General features: G+C 72.1%; 11 protein-coding genes. 7 read left to right on the forward strand and 4 right to left on the reverse strand.

Features of this window, described 5'->3' with window-relative positions; genetic code table 11:
• The first annotated feature begins 124 nt into the window (after nt 1-124).
• Nucleotides 125-1,528: a bactofilin family protein gene (locus KY572_RS20850; RefSeq protein WP_224244655.1), complete on the forward strand. Its 1,404-nt coding sequence runs from the start codon at nt 125-127 to the stop codon at nt 1,526-1,528.
• 11 nt (nt 1,529-1,539) lie between these two features.
• Here KY572_RS20850 and KY572_RS20855 read toward each other — a convergent pair whose 3' ends face one another.
• Nucleotides 1,540-2,922, reverse strand: a complete 1,383-nt coding sequence (locus tag KY572_RS20855) for a hypothetical protein (protein ID WP_224244656.1) — start codon at nt 2,920-2,922, stop codon at nt 1,540-1,542.
• Nucleotides 2,923-3,202: 280 nt separating this feature from the next.
• Between KY572_RS20855 and KY572_RS20860 the strand changes: the two genes are divergently transcribed.
• The 4 genes from KY572_RS20860 (at nt 3,203) to KY572_RS20875 (ending at nt 9,912) form a co-directional block, all read left to right on the forward strand.
• A complete protein-coding gene (locus tag KY572_RS20860; protein WP_224244657.1) occupies nt 3,203-4,234 on the forward strand; it encodes an AAA family ATPase in 1,032 nt (343 codons plus the stop codon).
• Between the two features lie 12 nt (nt 4,235-4,246).
• Nucleotides 4,247-5,128, forward strand: coding sequence for a DUF58 domain-containing protein (locus KY572_RS20865; protein ID WP_224244658.1), 882 nt, complete (start codon nt 4,247-4,249; stop codon nt 5,126-5,128).
• The gene (locus tag KY572_RS20870; RefSeq protein WP_224244659.1) at nt 5,125-7,224 is read left to right on the forward strand and encodes a BatA domain-containing protein; all 2,100 of its coding nucleotides are present in this window, start codon (nt 5,125-5,127) and stop codon (nt 7,222-7,224) included. The genes KY572_RS20865 and KY572_RS20870 overlap by 4 nt, the downstream gene beginning before the upstream one ends.
• A gap of 75 nt (nt 7,225-7,299) precedes the next feature.
• On the forward strand, nt 7,300-9,912 hold the full coding sequence (locus KY572_RS20875) for an ATP-binding protein (protein ID WP_224244660.1): 2,613 nt from the start codon (nt 7,300-7,302) through the stop codon (nt 9,910-9,912).
• Nucleotides 9,913-9,932: 20 nt separating this feature from the next.
• Here KY572_RS20875 and KY572_RS20880 read toward each other — a convergent pair whose 3' ends face one another.
• Nucleotides 9,933-11,522, reverse strand: coding sequence for an RIO1 family regulatory kinase/ATPase domain-containing protein (locus KY572_RS20880; protein WP_224244661.1), 1,590 nt, complete (start codon nt 11,520-11,522; stop codon nt 9,933-9,935).
• Nucleotides 11,523-12,063: 541 nt separating this feature from the next.
• On the opposite strand from KY572_RS20880, the gene KY572_RS20885 reads away from it, so the two are divergent.
• Nucleotides 12,064-12,810 (forward strand): penicillin-insensitive murein endopeptidase, encoded by a 747-nt coding sequence (locus KY572_RS20885; protein WP_224244662.1) that lies wholly within the window; start codon nt 12,064-12,066, stop codon nt 12,808-12,810.
• A 20-nt stretch (nt 12,811-12,830) separates the two neighbouring features.
• Here KY572_RS20885 and KY572_RS20890 read toward each other — a convergent pair whose 3' ends face one another.
• Nucleotides 12,831-14,150, reverse strand: a complete 1,320-nt coding sequence (locus KY572_RS20890; RefSeq protein WP_224244663.1) for a L,D-transpeptidase — start codon at nt 14,148-14,150, stop codon at nt 12,831-12,833.
• Nucleotides 14,151-14,349: 199 nt separating this feature from the next.
• On the opposite strand from KY572_RS20890, the gene nagZ reads away from it, so the two are divergent.
• Nucleotides 14,350-15,450 (forward strand): beta-N-acetylhexosaminidase, encoded by a 1,101-nt coding sequence (nagZ, locus tag KY572_RS20895; RefSeq protein WP_224244664.1) that lies wholly within the window; start codon nt 14,350-14,352, stop codon nt 15,448-15,450.
• A 15-nt stretch (nt 15,451-15,465) separates the two neighbouring features.
• On the opposite strand, the gene KY572_RS20900 is transcribed toward nagZ, so the two are convergent.
• Complete coding sequence (locus KY572_RS20900; protein WP_224244665.1) at nt 15,466-15,852, reverse strand: hypothetical protein; 387 nt, start codon at nt 15,850-15,852, stop codon at nt 15,466-15,468.
• Between the last annotated feature and the right edge of the window lie 48 nt (nt 15,853-15,900).

Raw genomic sequence — 15,900 nt, forward strand, 5'->3', positions numbered from 1 at the left:
GGGCTGCAATCAGCAGATGCCTGCTCCGTAGACCTGGATGCGAACGCTCTCGCTCTCCTCACTTCGGCCACAGGCCCTGGGCTACCCGGGCACCGAGGGATGGGGAGACTCGTCCAGGTGCCCTATGAAGATCGCCTCTCGACTCCTGCTCCCTACCCTGCTGCTCGGCGCTCCCGTTGCCCTTGCCCAGCAGGATCCGCTCCCGCCTGCCGCCGAGGCCTCCGCCGCCTCGGCCGATGTGAAGCACATCGATGTGAGCTTCCGCGGCTCGCTCCGGGATGCCCTCAAGCGCATCGCCGAGGAGGGCGGCCTCAACCTCATCGTCACCGGCGAGCTGGCCACCCCCGTGGAGGTGCACCTGCGGGACGTCACCGCCGAGCAGGCCCTGCGCAGCCTGGCGCGCACCCACTCGCTCCGCCTGGATCAGGACGGCTCCTTCTTCACGCTGCGCGCCCTGAACGAGCAGGAGAAGTCGGCGAGCGTGGCTGCGTCGATGCCCGCCATGCCTCCGATGCCTGGCATGCCGCTGCTCGCGGACGAGGACATGGACGCGAGGGAGATCCAGCGGCGGGTCCGCGACCAGGTGCGCAAGTCGCAGCGGCGCGGCGCGGCCGAGCGCGACGTGGTGGCTCGTGGCCAGTCGCTGGAGGTGAAGGAGGGAGACTCCGTGGACAACGCCGTCGTCTATGGCGGCAACCTGACGGTGAAGGGCCACGTGGAGGAGGATGCGGTCGCCTTCGGCGGCAACCTGGACGTCTACGGCCACGTGGAGGGAGATGCGCACGCGTTCGGTGGCAACGTCGTCCTGCACGAGGGGGCCTCCGTGGAGGGTGACGCGTCGGCCATCGGCGGCTCGGTCATCCGCGAGGAGGGAGCGTGGGTGGAGGGCAGCACCGAGTCCTTCGGCGGCGGCCACCTCGGCGCGCTGGTGGCCAACGAGGTGAAGGACAGCCTCCGCGAGGAGTTCCGCAACCCGGAGCCCGCGGCCGCTCACACCGAGGAGCACGTGGAGCGTGAGGAGAGCTCGGGGAGCCTGGATGGCGTCCTGGGGTTCATCCTGCGGTTCGCCGCGCTGTTCGGGCTGGGCTTCCTCGGGCAGCTCTTCTTCCCGGCGCGCATGAAGGAGCTGTCGGCGGAGATCTCGCGTCAGCCCCTCAAGAGCGGTCTGACGGGGCTGGTGGGGTTCATTGCCCTCATCCCGATCACGGCGGTGCTGGCCATCACCATCATCGGCATCCCGGTGGTCGTGGCGCTGTGGCTGGTGGTGCCCATCGTGGCGGCGCTGGGGCTGGCGGTGCTGGCCAGCGAGATCGGCCTGAGGGTTCCGGTGCTTCGCGGGCGCAAGACCCAGGCGGCGGTGCTGGCGCTGGGGCTGCTCGTGCTGCTGACCGTGGGCTCCATCCCCGTGATTGGCGCGCTGGCGATGGCGCTGGCCACGATGGTCGCCTTCGGCGCCGTCATCCGCACCCGCTTCGGCCACAAGCTGCGCGGCGTCCCCGAGCCCCTCACGCCCAACCCCGCCGCCTGAGCCCGCGCGGCTCAGGGCGCGATGAGACGGAGGAACGCGTCCTGGTTCCACGTCTCGGTCGTCACCCCGTCACGCTGGTGCCCCGTCACCAGCCAGCCGCCTCTCGCTCCCGCTGTCATGGCCGTGACGTCGAGCGTGCACGCGCCACTCTCGCAGGACTCGGGCTGGAGCTGACGCTCCCCCCGAGGTGTCCCCTCCGGCGCGAAGGAGGAGAGCGTGCTCCCGCAAGCCGCCTCCACCTCGCCCAGGCCGCCCACCGCCAGCACGGGCACGAAGCCCAGGGCCTCGCAGCCCGGCTTCCGCAGCCAGCCCCGCCCCTGAGCATCCATCGCGAGCAGGAACGGCCCGCCGTCCGCCAGCGTGGTGCCGCCCCAGCTCATGGCCCCCTGGGACTCGCCCGCCAGCACCACCGAGCCATCCGCCCGCGCGGCGACGTCGGTGACGCGGCTGTCCACGCCGGTCAGCACCTGCCCCCAGGCCAGGCTCCCGTCCGGCTCGAACACGAGCACCGCGAGGCTCCGCGTCCCCTCCGTCCCCAGCCGCTGATCATCCACCCGCAGCACACCCACGAGCGTGCCCGCGAGCACCGCGCGCCCTGACGGCTCCAGCGCCACGCGCTCGAGCCCCGTGCCCTCCTCCGCCTCCTGGAACCGCCGCGTCCAGCGCACGGCCCCATCCGACGCGTGGAGCGTGAGCAGCGGCTCGTACCTTCCTTCCATCCACTCCTGGCCGGAGACGAGCACCTCGCCCCTCGCGCCCACCGCCAGGCCGTGGAGCTTCTGGCCCACGCGCCGCTGCCACTCGGGCTGGCCGGCCGAGGAGAAGCGCACCAGGAAGCCGTCCTCCGCGGCGCCCAGCCCGAAGTCCACCGCGTGCAGGAACGCGTTCCCGCCCAGGTACACCGCCCCGTCTCCCGAGGCCCCCACTCGCGGCTCGGAGACTCGGACTCGCGGGAACTCGCGGGTCCACTCGTGCTCCCCCGCGCCCGTGTACCGCGAGAGCATCAGGGCCCGCCGCTGCCCCTCCACGGGCTGGCGCTCCCCGTCCTCGCGCGGCGTGGAGCTCCAGACCCACGACACGTGGCCCTCCGCGTCCACCGCCACTCCCGTTCCCCTGTCGTCCTGCGGGCCCCCCAGCTGGTGGCCCCAGGGCTCGACGGAAGGGGGCGTCGGCCGCTCGGGAGAGTCCCTGGGAGGCGGTGAGGGCTCTGGCGCCTGCTTGGGAGGAGTGGGCTCGGGCAGCTCGGGCGCGGGGGACGTGGGTCCCGGCAGACCGGGTGGCTCCACCGGAGTGGGCCCCGGCACCTCGCCTCCGCAGCCCGCCCCCCACAGCGCAAGGGTCGCCATCCACAGCCGCATCGCCTGACGGCCCGTTCCTCCGCGCTCATGTCTCATGCACGCTCCCGCCCCCTTCCTTGCGACCCACCGATGGCCACCCTGGAAGAGAGGGCCCGGACAACCTAAGCAAGGTGCCCAGGAGCACATCCCCCCGCGCTGCCACCCTCCCCCCTCCCCTCGGAGGGCAGGCGCCCGGGCTCCCCGGAGGCGACCCCTGCCCGGCCGGACGGTCGGAATACGAGCTTTTCCGAGGGGTTCCCGTCTCACGTCCGCCACGGACGTGGGGTGCTGAAAGCGATGGTCCCCGCGCCCCGCCCCGGTTAAGAGAACCGATCTTATGGAAAGCGCCGCCCCTACCCCCGCCACCGCGCAGGAGCCCCTCCCGAACGAGGACCTCCGCGCCGTCGAGGAGCTCGCCCAGGCCCGGGCCCAGATCGTCGAGCAGATCGAAAAGCGCGTCGTCGGTCAGCGGGACGTCGTCGAGCACCTGCTCATCTCCCTGTTCAGCCGCGGCCACTGCCTCTTCGTGGGCGTGCCCGGCCTGGCCAAGACGCTGCTCATCTCCACGCTGGCGGACGTCCTCAACCTCTCCTTCAACCGCATCCAGTTCACGCCGGACCTGATGCCCTCGGACATCACCGGCACGGACATCCTGGAGGAGGACAAGGCCACCGGGCACCGCGCCTTCCGCTTCGTGCAGGGCCCGCTGTTCGCCAACATCATCCTCGCCGACGAGGTGAACCGCACCCCGCCCAAGACGCAGGCGGCGCTGCTCCAGGCCATGCAGGAATACCGCGTCACCGCCGGCGGCCGGACGTACCCGCTGGATCTGCCCTTCCTCGTCTTCGCCACCCAGAACCCCATCGAGCAGGAGGGCACCTACCCCCTGCCCGAGGCGCAGCTGGACCGCTTCATGTTCCTGGTGGACGTGGGCTACCCCACCGCCGAGGAGGAGGTGCAGATCGTCAAGAGCACCACCGGCGGCGCCCAGCCCAAGCTGGAGAAGATCCTCTCGCCCCAGCGCATCCTCGCGCTGCAGGAGCTGGTGCGCCGGGTGCCCGTGCCGGACCACGTGGTGCGCTACGCCGTGGAGCTGGTGCGCCACACACGCCCCAAGGAGCCGGGCGTGCCCGACTTCGTGGCCAAGAACGTGTCCTGGGGCGCCGGCCCCCGCGCCAGCCAGTACCTGGTGCTCGCCGCCAAGGCCCGCGCCATCCTCTCCGGGCGCTTCGTGGCCACGGTGGAGGACGTGCGCGCCCTGGCCCGCCCCGTGCTGCGCCACCGCGTGCTGCCCAACTTCACCGCCGAGAGCGAGGGCATCACCTCCGTGAAGCTGGTGGATCAGCTCGTCGCCACGGTGAAGGGATAGCCGCTCACGCCCATGGCGCTGCTCGACGCCCAGACGCTGTCCCGGCTCCAGGGAGTGAAGCTGCGCGCCCGCGCGGTCATGGAGGGCGTGCTCTCCGGCCTCCACAAGAGCCCCCACCAGGGCCAGAGCGTGGAGTTCGCCGAGCACAAGGAGTACGCCCCCGGCGACGAGCTGCGCCACCTGGACTGGAAGGCCTACGGCAAGTTCGACAAGTACTACATCAAGCGCTTCGAGCATGAGACGAACCTGCGCTCGGTGATGGTGGTGGATGCGTCCGCCTCCATGGGCTACCGCAGCGGGGCGCTCTCCAAGCTGGAGGTGTCCACCATCCTGGCCGGCGCGCTGTGCTACCTGCTGGTGCGCCAGCAGGACGCCGCGGGCCTGGCCGTCATGGCCGGCAATGCCTTCCGGGACGTGCCCCCGCGCGCCTCCGCCGGCCACCTCAACGTGCTGCTGGACGCGCTGGAGCACACCCAGGCCCAGGGCTCGACGAACCTGGCCGGCGTGGCGGACCACCTGGCCGAGGTGCTCCCGCGCCGCTCCACCGTGGTCGTCCTCTCGGACCTGCTGGACGACCGCCAGGACGCGCTCAAGCGCATCCTCGCCCTGCGCCAGCGCAAGAACGACGTGGCGCTCTTCCACGTCGTGGATCCGGCCGAGCTCACCTTCCCCTTCGATGATCCGACGCTCTTCCTCGACATGGAGGGGGACGCGCGCGTCGAGGTGAACCCGCGTGAGATAAAGGAGAGCTACCTGGAGGAGTTCGGCGCCTTCCTCGCCAGCGTGAAGGGGGCGTGCGCCGAGGCGGACGTGGACTACGACCTGGTGCGCACGGACGAGCGGCTGGACGAGGTGCTGCTGCGCTTCCTGGCGCGGCGCGGGAGGCGGCGGTGACGTTCGGCAACCCGTTGATGCTCTGGGGCGCGCTCGGGGCGCTCATCCCCCTGCTGGTGCACCTGTTCGACCGGCGGCGGCCCAGGCCCCACCCGTTCCCGCCCATGGCCTTCGTGCTGCGCAGCCAGAAGCGCACCGCGAGCCGCCTCAAGCTCAAGCGGCTGCTGCTGTACGCGCTGCGCACCCTCATCCTCCTGGCCATCCCCGTGGCGCTGGCCCGGCCGGAGCTGCGCCAGGACGCGCAGGCCTCCGCGGTGGCGAAGGGCCCGGCCGCCACCGCCGTGGTGCTGGATGCCTCGCTCTCCATGCGGTGGGCGGACGGTACCCCGCTCTTCGAGCGCGGGCGGGACGAGGCGCGCGACGCGCTCAAGGACTTGCAGGCCGACGAGCCCTCCACCGTGCTGGTGTGCACCAGCACGCCCGCCGCGCCTCCGCCGCTCGGCTTCGATCGCGCGCGGCTGCGGGCCATCATCGACGAGGCGAAGCCCACGTACGGCACCGCGGACCTCTCGCGCTGCATGGACATGGCGGCGCGCGCGCTGGAGGAGAACCCCACGCCGGGCAAGCGGCTGGTGCTCGTCTCGGACATGGCGGCCACCGGCTTCCGGCTGGAGGCCCCGGCGCCCACGGTGAAGGACCCCACCGGCAAGCTGGTGCGGCCCGAGGTGGTGCTGCGCGACGTGGGCTCCGGCGAGGACGAGCTGGCCAACCACGCCCTGGTGGACATGAAGGTGGAGCCCGCCATGCAGGCCGGCCCCCGCGCCTTCCAGTTCACCTTCACGGTGAAGAACTACAGCCAGACGCCCCTCAAGGACCTGGAGGCGGCGGTGCGCACGGGCGAGTCCACCCTGGCCAAGGGCTTCGTGGACGTGCCCGCCAACGGCACCGCGCAGAAGACGCTCACGGTGCGCTTCCCGCAGGGTGGCATCGCTCAGGGCGCGGTGACGCTCGCGCCGGATGCGCTGCCCGAGGACGACCGGCGGCCCTTCGTGCTGCCCGTGCCGCGGGCGCTCAAGTCGCTGGTCATCAACGGCTCGCCGCACGCCACGCGCTACCGGGACGAGGCCTTCTTCGTGGAGGCCGCCCTGTCCGCGCCGGGCTCGCCGGTGGAGGTGTCCGTGCGCGACACGGACGCGGGCATGCGCGAGGACTTCTCCGCGTATGACCTGGTGCTGATGCTCAACGTGCCCGCCCCGAGCAAGGAGGACGCGGAGCGGCTGAGCGCCTTCGTCCAGGCCGGTGGTGGCCTCTTCGTCAGCATGGGCGACCGGGTGGAGCCCGTGGGCTACAACCGGCAGCTCGGTCCGCTGCTGCCTCGGGCGCTGCGGGATGTGCGCACCAGCGTGGAGCGCGACGACCCGGAGGCGGACACCCGCTCGGCGAAGCTGGCGCAGGTGCAGGTGGAGCACCCGCTGTTCACCCCCTTCACCGGCCGCGCCGAGGAGGGGCTCGTGGGCGCCCGCTTCTACCGCTACATGCTGCTGGAGGCGGACAATCCCGGCGGCGCCGGCCCCAGCCAGGTGCTGGCCACCTACGAGGATGGCGCGCCGGCGGTGGCGGTGGCCCGGCGAGGCAAGGGGCGCGTGGCCCTCTTCACCAGCACGGTGGACCGCGACTGGAGCGACTTCTCCATCCGCACCAGCTTCCTGCCGCTCATGCAGCGCTTCGCCGCGTACCTCACCGGCTCGCTGGAGGAGCGCGAGGAGCAGCGCGTGCGGGTGGGCGAGACGGTGACGCTGCGGCCCGAGGTGGGGCAGACCCTCTCCGGCGTGCGCGCCCCGGACGGCACGGAGCTGCCGGTGAAGACGCAGCAGGACGGCACGGTGGTCGTGGGTCCCGTCCTCGAGCCGGGCATCCACGCCGTGCTGGGCGCCGAGGGCAAGCCGCTCCAGGCGCTCGACTTCCCCGTGACGCTGGATCCGGCCGAGAGCGATCTCACGCGCGTCCCCTCCGACACGCTCACCGCCTACTTCGGCGAGGAGACGGTGAAGGCCTCCAGCAGCGACGCCGAGCGCCCGAAGGTGCCGCTGTGGACGTGGCTCATCGTCGCCGCCTGTGCCGCCTTCTTCCTCGAGGGCACGCTGCTGCGAAAGTAGACGGAGGGGCTTCCCCAACAAATTGAGCGCTGGGGGCGCCGGAGATGTTATGCCCCTGGGCTGGAGTCCCGTCTCGTGTCGACGCGCGAAGCCCCAGGTCCAGCTGCCTCTCGGGCCGACCCTCCCGCCACTCGGGGAGAGCCGCCGCTCGAGCCTGCTCCGGGTTCGGAGTCCGGGCATGGGCGGCTTCGCCAGCTCGCGAAGTCCCCGCTCGGACGCTATGGCCTGGCCGTCCTGAGCACCGCGGTGGCACTGCTCATCCAGTTCGCCCTGGGTCCGCTCATCCATCCCACGCCCTTCCTGCTGTTCGTCAGCGCGGTGGTGCTGTCCGGCTGGTGGGGCGGCGGTGGGCCGGGGCTGCTGGCCGTCGGCCTCTCCATGCTGGCGGTCGACTACTTCTTCCTCCCGCCCGTCCGCTCGTTCTCGCTCGAGACGGGCCCGGCGGTGTCGCTCACGCTCTTCGCCCTGGTGGGCGCCGTCATCACCCGGGTGAACGTGTCGCTGAGACGCACGAACGCCGAGCGGGCCCGGCTGCTGGAGCGCGAGCGGCTGGCCCGGCGCGAGGCGGAGGCCGAGTGGGGCCGCCTGCAGGATCTGTTCATGCACGCGCCCGCCCAGATCGCCCTGTTCCGCGGGCCGGAGCACGTCTACATCCTGTCCAACCCCCTGAACAACGCGTCGCTGGGCCAGCGCCAGGTGCTGGGCAAGCCGGTCCGCGAGGCGCTCCCCGAGCTGGTGGACCAGGGAATCATCACGCTGCTCGATCGCGTCTACACGACGGGCGAGCCCTTCATGGGCCATGAGCACTCCGTGACGATCGCCGGGCCCGACGGGACGGAGCGGGAGTTCTTCCTCAACTTCGTCTATCAGCCCACGCGGGATGGCCAGGGCCGCATCGACGGCGTCGCCAGCTTCGCCTTCGACGTCACGTCCTCCGTGCGCGCGCGGCAGCAGGCGGAGGCGCTTGCCCGCGAGCTGCAGCGTGGCGAGGAGCGCTACCGGACCTTCGTGAGCAAGAGCACCGAGGGCATCTACCGCATCGATCCCACCCCGCCCATCCCCGTCTCCCTGCCCAAGGAAGAGCAGATCCAGCGCATGTTCCGGGACTCGCGCATCGTCGAGTGCAACGACGCCATGGCCCGGATGTACGGCATCGACAGCGCGGCGGAGCTCCAGGGCACCCGTCTGGACCACGTGCTGGTACCCGAGGATCCCCGCAACACCGAGTTCCTGCGCGCCTTCATCCAGAGCGGCTACCGCATCGAGAACGCGGAGTCCCGGGAGGTGGCCCGGGACGGCACGCCTCGGGCCTTCCTCAACAACATGGTGGGCATCGTCCAGGATGGGCTCCTGCTGGGGGCGTGGGGCACCCAGCGGGACGTGACGCAGCAGCGCCGCGCCGAGGAGGAGCTGCGGCGCGCGGAGGCGAACTCGCGCTTCCTCTCCGAGGCGAGCGCCGCGCTGGCCTCGTCCCTGGACTACGAGTCCACCTTGCGCAACGTGGCCCGGCTCGCCGTGCCGACGCTGGCGGACTGGTGCCTGGTGGACCTGGTGCAGCCCGATGGGACGCTCCAGCGGATGGAGACCGTGAGCTCCTCGCCCGAGGACGCGGGGCTCCTCCAGGAGGTGCGCCAGCTCGGGATGGCCCAGCAGGTCGACCTCCGGTCTCCCGCGGCCCAGGCCCTCATGAGTGGCCGGTCGGTCCTGCTCTCGAACGTCACTCCCGAGCTCATCCGGCAGAGCGCGCGCAGCGAGGAGCACGCCCAGCTGATGCTCCGCATCGGCGTCCTCTCGTTCATCCTGGTGCCGCTGGTGGTGCGAGGACGCGCGCTGGGGCTGCTCAGCTTCTTCACCTCCCACTCCGGCCGGAGCTACACGGACGGGGACCTGGAGCTGCTGGAGGACCTCGCGCGGCGCGCCGCCCTCTCCGTCGAGAACGCGCGGCTGTATCGGGACGCCCAGGAGGCCATCCGCCTGCGCGACGAGTTCCTCTCCATCGCCAGCCACGAGCTGAAGACGCCCCTCACCCCGCTGAGCCTGAAGCTGCACATGCTCGCGCGCACCGCGCGGCAGCAGCCCGACTCTCCCTTCCGCAAGGCGGTGGAGGACTACATCACCGTCGGCTCCCGCCAGGTGAAGAAGCTGTCGGAGCTCGTGAGCGATCTGCTCGACGTGGCCCGCATCGGCGGCGGGCGGCTCCGCCTGGAGCTCGAGGAGATGGAGCTGGGGGCGCTCGTGCGCGAGGTCGTCGCGCGCCACGAGCCCGAGGCGGCCCGCAGCGGCTCGACGCTCGTGCTGGAGGGACAGGCGTCCGTGAGCGGGCGCTGGGACCGGCTCCGCCTGGAGCAGGTCATCACCAACCTGGTCGACAATGCCATCAAGTATGGCGCGGGAAAGCCCATCCGCCTGTGGCTCGAGGCGGACGCGGGCCGGGCCATCCTGCGCGTGAAGGACGAAGGCATCGGCATCGCGCCCGAGAGCCTGTCGCGCATCTTCGAGCGCTTCGAGCGCGCCGTGTCCGACCGGCACTATGGAGGCCTGGGCCTGGGCCTCTACATCACCCGCACCATCGTGGAGGCCATGGGCGGCACCATCCAGGTCGAGAGCACGCTCGGCCAGGGCGCCACGTTCACCGTGGTGCTGCCCCGCTCACCGCGCGAGGCCGCGCCGCCCCCGTCCGCGAGCTGACGGCGGCAGGGCGCTGGGGCTCAGGGCTCCTCGGTGGAGCCTCCCGAGCCGGCGCCCGCATTCCGGGACACGTAGGTGACCACGGGGCTGGCGCCCCGCCCCTGGCGCGGAGGACGGCCTCCTCGAGGCCCCTGGCCCTCACCGTGGCGCGGCGCGCCCTCGGGACGCTGGCCCCTGGGAGGGCGGGGCTCGTGGCCGCGCGGAGGACGATCTCCTCCTCGCGGGCTCTGCCCTTCGGCCGCGGCCGGCGCGTGCCCGGAGTGCTGCGCGTGTCCGCCGTGCGGAGCGTGCCCCCCCTGCGGAGCGCGTCCGCCGTGTCGGGGGTTCCGGCCATTGGGAGCGTGTCCACCGTGCCGGGGATGCCCGCCGCCCTGGCCGCCCTGCTGAGCGGGAGCGCCGTGTGGAGCCTGTCCACCCTGCTGCGCCTGCCCCGCCTGTTGAGGATGGCCGCCCTGCTGGCCAGCCCCTCCCTGCTGCGCCGGGCCGCCATGGCGAGGAGGACCGCCGCGGTGCGAGCCCTGGCCTCCACCCGCGTGGGGAGGACGCCCACCCTGCGAGTGTCCCGGCCTCCCGCCTCCATGGGAACGCCCGGAGGAGCCACCGCCCCGGGGACCGCCTCCCGGGCCGCCCCGGTGCGGACGATCACCGCCGCGCCCGTTGTTGCGCGCGAGCTGGGCCACCTTGGGCCGCTCGCCGCCGCCCTGGCGTAGCAGCGCGAACTCGTCCTCGACCTCGGGCGCCGCCGCCGCGGGAGGTGCCTCCTGGGCCGGAGCGAACTGCCGGTCCCGGGGAGGGAAGGGCCTTCCACCCTCTCCGTGGGGTCTGCCGCCGTGACGGCCCCCACCCCGTGGCCCCCGTGCCTCCGGCACGAAGCGGCCGGTCGGCTCGAAGTCCGGCGTCAGCTCGCGGCGCACGTACGCCTTCCAGATCTCCGCCGCGTCCCCCGCGCGCCCCATCAGGCTCGGTTCATAGCTGGCGAAGAAGAGGCGCAGGTTCTCCAAGTCCCGCCGGAAGAAGAACTCCGCGCGGCTGTTGGCCGCCGCGGCGACCGTCTGCGGAAAGTCGATGATGGTGGGGCCGTTGGCGCCGAGCAGGATGTTGTAGCCGCTCAGGTCGCCGTGGATGAGATCGCAGCAGAGCATCTTCACCGCCTGCTGCCGGAGGTCCCGGTAGAACTCCGCCGCCAGCTCCGGCGTGAACACCGCGTCCACCAGGCGCGGCGCGGGCTGGCCCTCCGCGTCCACCACCAGCTCCATCAGCAGCACGCCCTCGTAGAACATCACCGGCGCGGGCACGCGCACGCCAGCCGTGTGCAGCTTGCCGAGGACCTCGGACTCGGCCGTCTTCCACGCCTCCTCCTCGGCCTCCTGCCCGAAGCGACTGCCCTTCTCCATCGCACGTCGGGTGCGGCTGTTGCGCACCAGCCGCCCTTCCTTGTAGCCCGCGTTGTTCTTGAAGTTGCGCTGGGTGCGCTCCTTGTAGATCTTCGCCGCCACGTACTGGCCGCCGTGCGTGACGATGTAGACGTCCGCCTCTTTGCCGCTCTTGAGGCGGGCGACGACCTCATCAATCACGCCATCGGCGAGGAGGACTTCGAGCGCTGCGTGCATAGGAACCCGGTGTGTACCACGCGACAACCGTCCGCGTGTGCTCCTCCTGGGTTCCAGGCGTCCTACCTCACACGGTGGAAAGGCAAGCCACCCGGGAGGCAGAACCTCGCTCGCCTTCCCGGAGGGAGGCTCTTCACCCACAGTCTGTGTTTGTGATTGAAAGGGCTGGACTTCCAGAGAATCAGGGGTTAGCTTCCGGGGGTCGGAAAAGGCAGGACCGGTTCCCGGTGAGCCCGGTCCCTTCCCCCCTCGGGAAGCTCTGCTCCGCGCGCTGCGCGAGAACCCACGACGCGTCATCCCTGAGCCTTCGCGCAGGGCGCTCGGTGGGGTGGTGCATGCTGTTGATCGAGATCTCCTCGAGCGTCTGAGCGCCTGGCCCCGCGGGAGACTTCGCCCGAGGCTGGACGCCTGCTCCTCGAGCCGCCAGGCGATGCGCGCCGGGGGTGTTCCCGGAAGGACACCCTCGGCTGCAGCCGCGAGGAGTTCGAGTAGCATCGGTGCCTCTCGAGCCACCTCGCGTTCAGGAGGATCGCGGATGCCCATGAACCGCCTCCGCTCCGGATGGAGCCTGCTTGCCCTCGCGCTGTCGCTCGGCGGCGCGCCCGTCCTGGCAGCCGAGCCGACGTTCTGTCACGAGACGCCGAGCTCCCATGCCCAGGGCCTCTCCATCGGGCGGGCCTCCAACGGAAAGCTCAAGGGCGCCCGCGCGCTCGAGTCGAGCGAGGCCGTCCGTACCCTGCCCCGCCGTCACCGGCGCCGCTGTTTGAACTGGGGCACGCCGCGCCTCGTCGCCGCCCTGCAGCGGGCCGCGGAGGCCGTCCGCACCCACCTGCCCGACTCACCTCCGCTGGGCGTCGGGGACCTGTCCAAGGCGCGCGGCGGTCCCATCCGCCCGTACTCGCGCTCGCACCAGTCCGGGCGGGACGTGGACCTGGCCTTCTACCAGCTGGATGAGAAGGGCCAGCCGGTGCCCGCGGAGGATCTGCTCTCGTTCGATGCGCGGGGCCATGCGGACCAGGGCCGGCTCCGCTTCGACGTGCGCCGCAACTGGCTGCTGGTGCGCGCGCTGCTCCAGGACAAGGAGGTGGACGTGCAGTGGATGTTCATCAGCCTGCCGCTGCGGCGGGCGCTGCTGGAGGAGGCTCGCCAGCGCAACGAGCCCGCCGCCCTGGTGAAGCGGGCCGAGAGCGTGCTGCACCAGCCCAGTGACTCCGGCCCCCACGACGACCACTTCCACATCCGCATCCGCTGCACCGCCGAGGAGCGGGCCGCCGGCTGCGTGGGCTGAGCCACCCGCCCGGGGCCACCTCACAGCGAGGAGCCGACCTCGGACACCGGCACGGGAGGGAGCTCGCCCGGCTTCGCGTGCTCCACCACCACCCAGAGCGACTCCACGCCCGGGGTGACGCTGTACGAGTGCCAGCCCGAGGGCAGGGCCGGTGGAGCCCAGAAGAAGAGCCAGCGCGCGTCGGGCAGCGAGAGGTTGACGCACCCGTGCGTCACTGGCGCCCCGAAGCTCGCGTGCCAGAAGGCGCCGTGCAGCGCCTCACCCGCGTGGAAGTACTGCGTGTAGGGCACCTCCTCCACGAAGTACTCGTTCTCCTCCGCCATCAGCTCGTGCAGCGTCTTGCTCCACACGCGGTAGGTGCCCTTGTGCGTCGGCGTGTCCTTCTTCCCGGTGGAGACGAGCGTCGCGTACACCCAGGTGTCCCCCTCGTACGCGGTGAGCACCTGCTCATCGAGATCCACGTGGACCCACTTCGCCCCCGCGGGGATGGAGGCGGGCCGCGGACGAGCGAAGGCCAGGCGCACCGCGCCGCGCGGGAGCGTGCCCCCCGGGACGCGCACCTCGCGCTTCGTCAGCCCCAGGAGCGGAAGGCGGGTGAACTTCGACAGCGGCTCGGGTGGCTGAGACGAGGCGCCTGCATCCGGCACTCCCGCATCCGCCACTCCTCCATCGAGGGAGGCTCCGGCCCCGACAGCCGCCACGTCCGCGGTCAGCCGCGCGGGCTTCCAGAGGAAGGCCATCGGCGCGCGGGGGCGCTCCTCTCCCCGAAATGGCGAGGGTTCGTCGATGCGGATCTGCTTCACGCTCACGAAGCCACCGCCTGGGCGGAGCAGCCAGCCCTGCGCGAGCAGTGCCTCGTCCCGGGTGAAGGCCAGCACGCGGCCCGCCGCCTCGCGCCTCACGCGCCGGGCCCTGGCCGCCGGCTCCGCGAGCACGTCGGCCCCCGGGCGCAGCACCTTGCCGTAGATGAACTCGGGCCGCTGCTCCAGGGCAGGGATGTCCGGCGCCGCCAGCCCGAGCAGCTCCAGGCGTATCGCGCCGTGCTCGCCGAGCAGGGCCCAGGCCTGGGGCGCCTCGCACGAGGGCGAGCACCCCGTCACACGGAAGCGACTGTCTCGCCGCAGCAGACCGACGATGGGAGCCTTCGAGTCCGGGCGCTGACGCACATAGGCGGCGTCCACCTCGAGCACGGCATCCACGGGGGGCGTCCAGACCGGAGCAGCCACGGGCTCGGGGACGGGCGGGGCCGCCATCGCGGGCTTCGGAAATGCCCCCAGCCCCCAGGCCACGAGGAGACCCGGGAGCACGAAGCGCCACGACTGGAGAGCAGCCCACCGCATGGGCGCTACTTCATTCGGGAAGGCCAGGGACTCGCAAGACGCCCGGAGGACAGCGCCACTGAGGAATCCCGCCTGCCCGAGCGCCAGCCAATCGGGCGCGAGCCCTGGTCGGGAGGGAAAGGGTCGCTCGGGAGGCACTCGGCCGGGCCACCCCGCTTCCCTTCTGGGAGCCCCCCTCCGACGTGGGTAAGGTGGGGCCGTGACGAAAGCCTCCGCCCTCTACCGCGACTGCGCCCGCCTCTTCATGGTGGGCTTCCCCGGCCCCCGCATCGACTCCGACTTCGCCGCGCTCATGGACGACGGCATCTTCGGAGCCATCCTCTTCAAGCGGAACGTGGGCTCCGCGCAGGAGACCGCCGCCCTGTGCCGGGACATCAAGGTGCGCGCGGGCCGGCCTTTCATCCTCTCGGTGGACCAGGAGGGAGGGCGCGTGGCCCGGCTGCGCGGCGCTCCGTTCACCACCCTGCCGCCCATGCGGGAGCTGGGGCAGCGCGGAGACGCGGGCGTCGCCGAGCGCGTCGGGCGGCTGCTCGCGCACGAGCTGCGCGCCGTGGGCTTCGACTGGGACTTCGCGCCCGTGCTGGACGTGGACACCAACCCCGCCAACCCCGTCATCGGAGACCGCAGCTTCAGCCGGGACGCGGAGGTGGTGGCGCGGCTCGGCGTGGCGCTCGGGCGCGGGCTGGAGGCCGGTGGCGTGGCCTCCTGCGGCAAGCACTTCCCCGGCCACGGAGACACCACCACGGACAGCCACCTCACGCTGCCCCGGCTGGCGCATGACCTGGAGCGCCTGCGCCGCGTGGAGCTGGTGCCCTTCCGCGCCTTCGGTCAGGCCCAGCTGGCGTCACTGATGACGGCGCACGTGCTCTTCGACGCCATCGAGCCCGGCGTGCCCGCCACCATGAGCCACAAGGTCCTCCATGGCCTGCTGCGCCAGGAGCTGGGCTTCGATGGAGTGCTCGTCAGCGACGACCTGGAGATGAAGGCCATCGCGGACCACTACTCGGTGGAGGAGGCCGCCGTGCAGGGCACCCTGGCCGGCGTGGATCTGTTCCTGGTGTGCCACCGCGCGGACGTGCAGCGGCGGGCCATCGAGGCGCTGGTGAAGGCCGTCGAGTCCGGCCGCCTCCCCCGCGAGCGCATCACCGAGGCCCACCGCCGGCTCGCCCGGCTCGAGGCGCGCTTCGCCCATGCCCCCGAGGACCGGCTCGCCACGCTGGGCAACACCGAGCACCGCGCGCTGTCCGAGGGCCTCGCCAGCACCTTCGCCGGGAAGGACCCGACCGAGGTGCTGGTGTAGCGCCGGGGCCCGTGCCTACTCGGGACTGGGCTCGGGGGTAGGCATCAGCCGCTTCTCGGTCTTCGGAGCGGCGCCCGACTCGTACAGCTCCGGGTTGGGCTCGTCATAGCCCTGGTCCGTCCGTGGCTGCTCGCGCGAGTCCGAGTAGCCCGGCGCCCCGATGCCTCGCTGCTGTCCCTGCTCCGGCCGCGGCGCGGCGCCCTCCTCCGGCTGCTGGAAGCCGGAGCCTCCCGTCGCCTCCTGCCGCGCGGCGTCGGAGGGCTCCAGCTTCTGCGCCTCGTTGGCCAGGCCCTCGTTCTCGGTTCCCGCCTCTGGGAGGCTCCGCTCACACGCAGGAGCCAACAGCGCCGTCGAGACCAGCGCGGCCAGCAGTGCCCACCGTCGGATGCGTCTCTCACTCATGGTCGATTCCCCCAAGCTGCGGATGCCGTCCCACGGAGATGGGCACCC

This window comes from Hyalangium gracile (genome assembly GCF_020103725.1).
GTDB lineage: Bacteria > Myxococcota > Myxococcia > Myxococcales > Myxococcaceae > Hyalangium > Hyalangium gracile.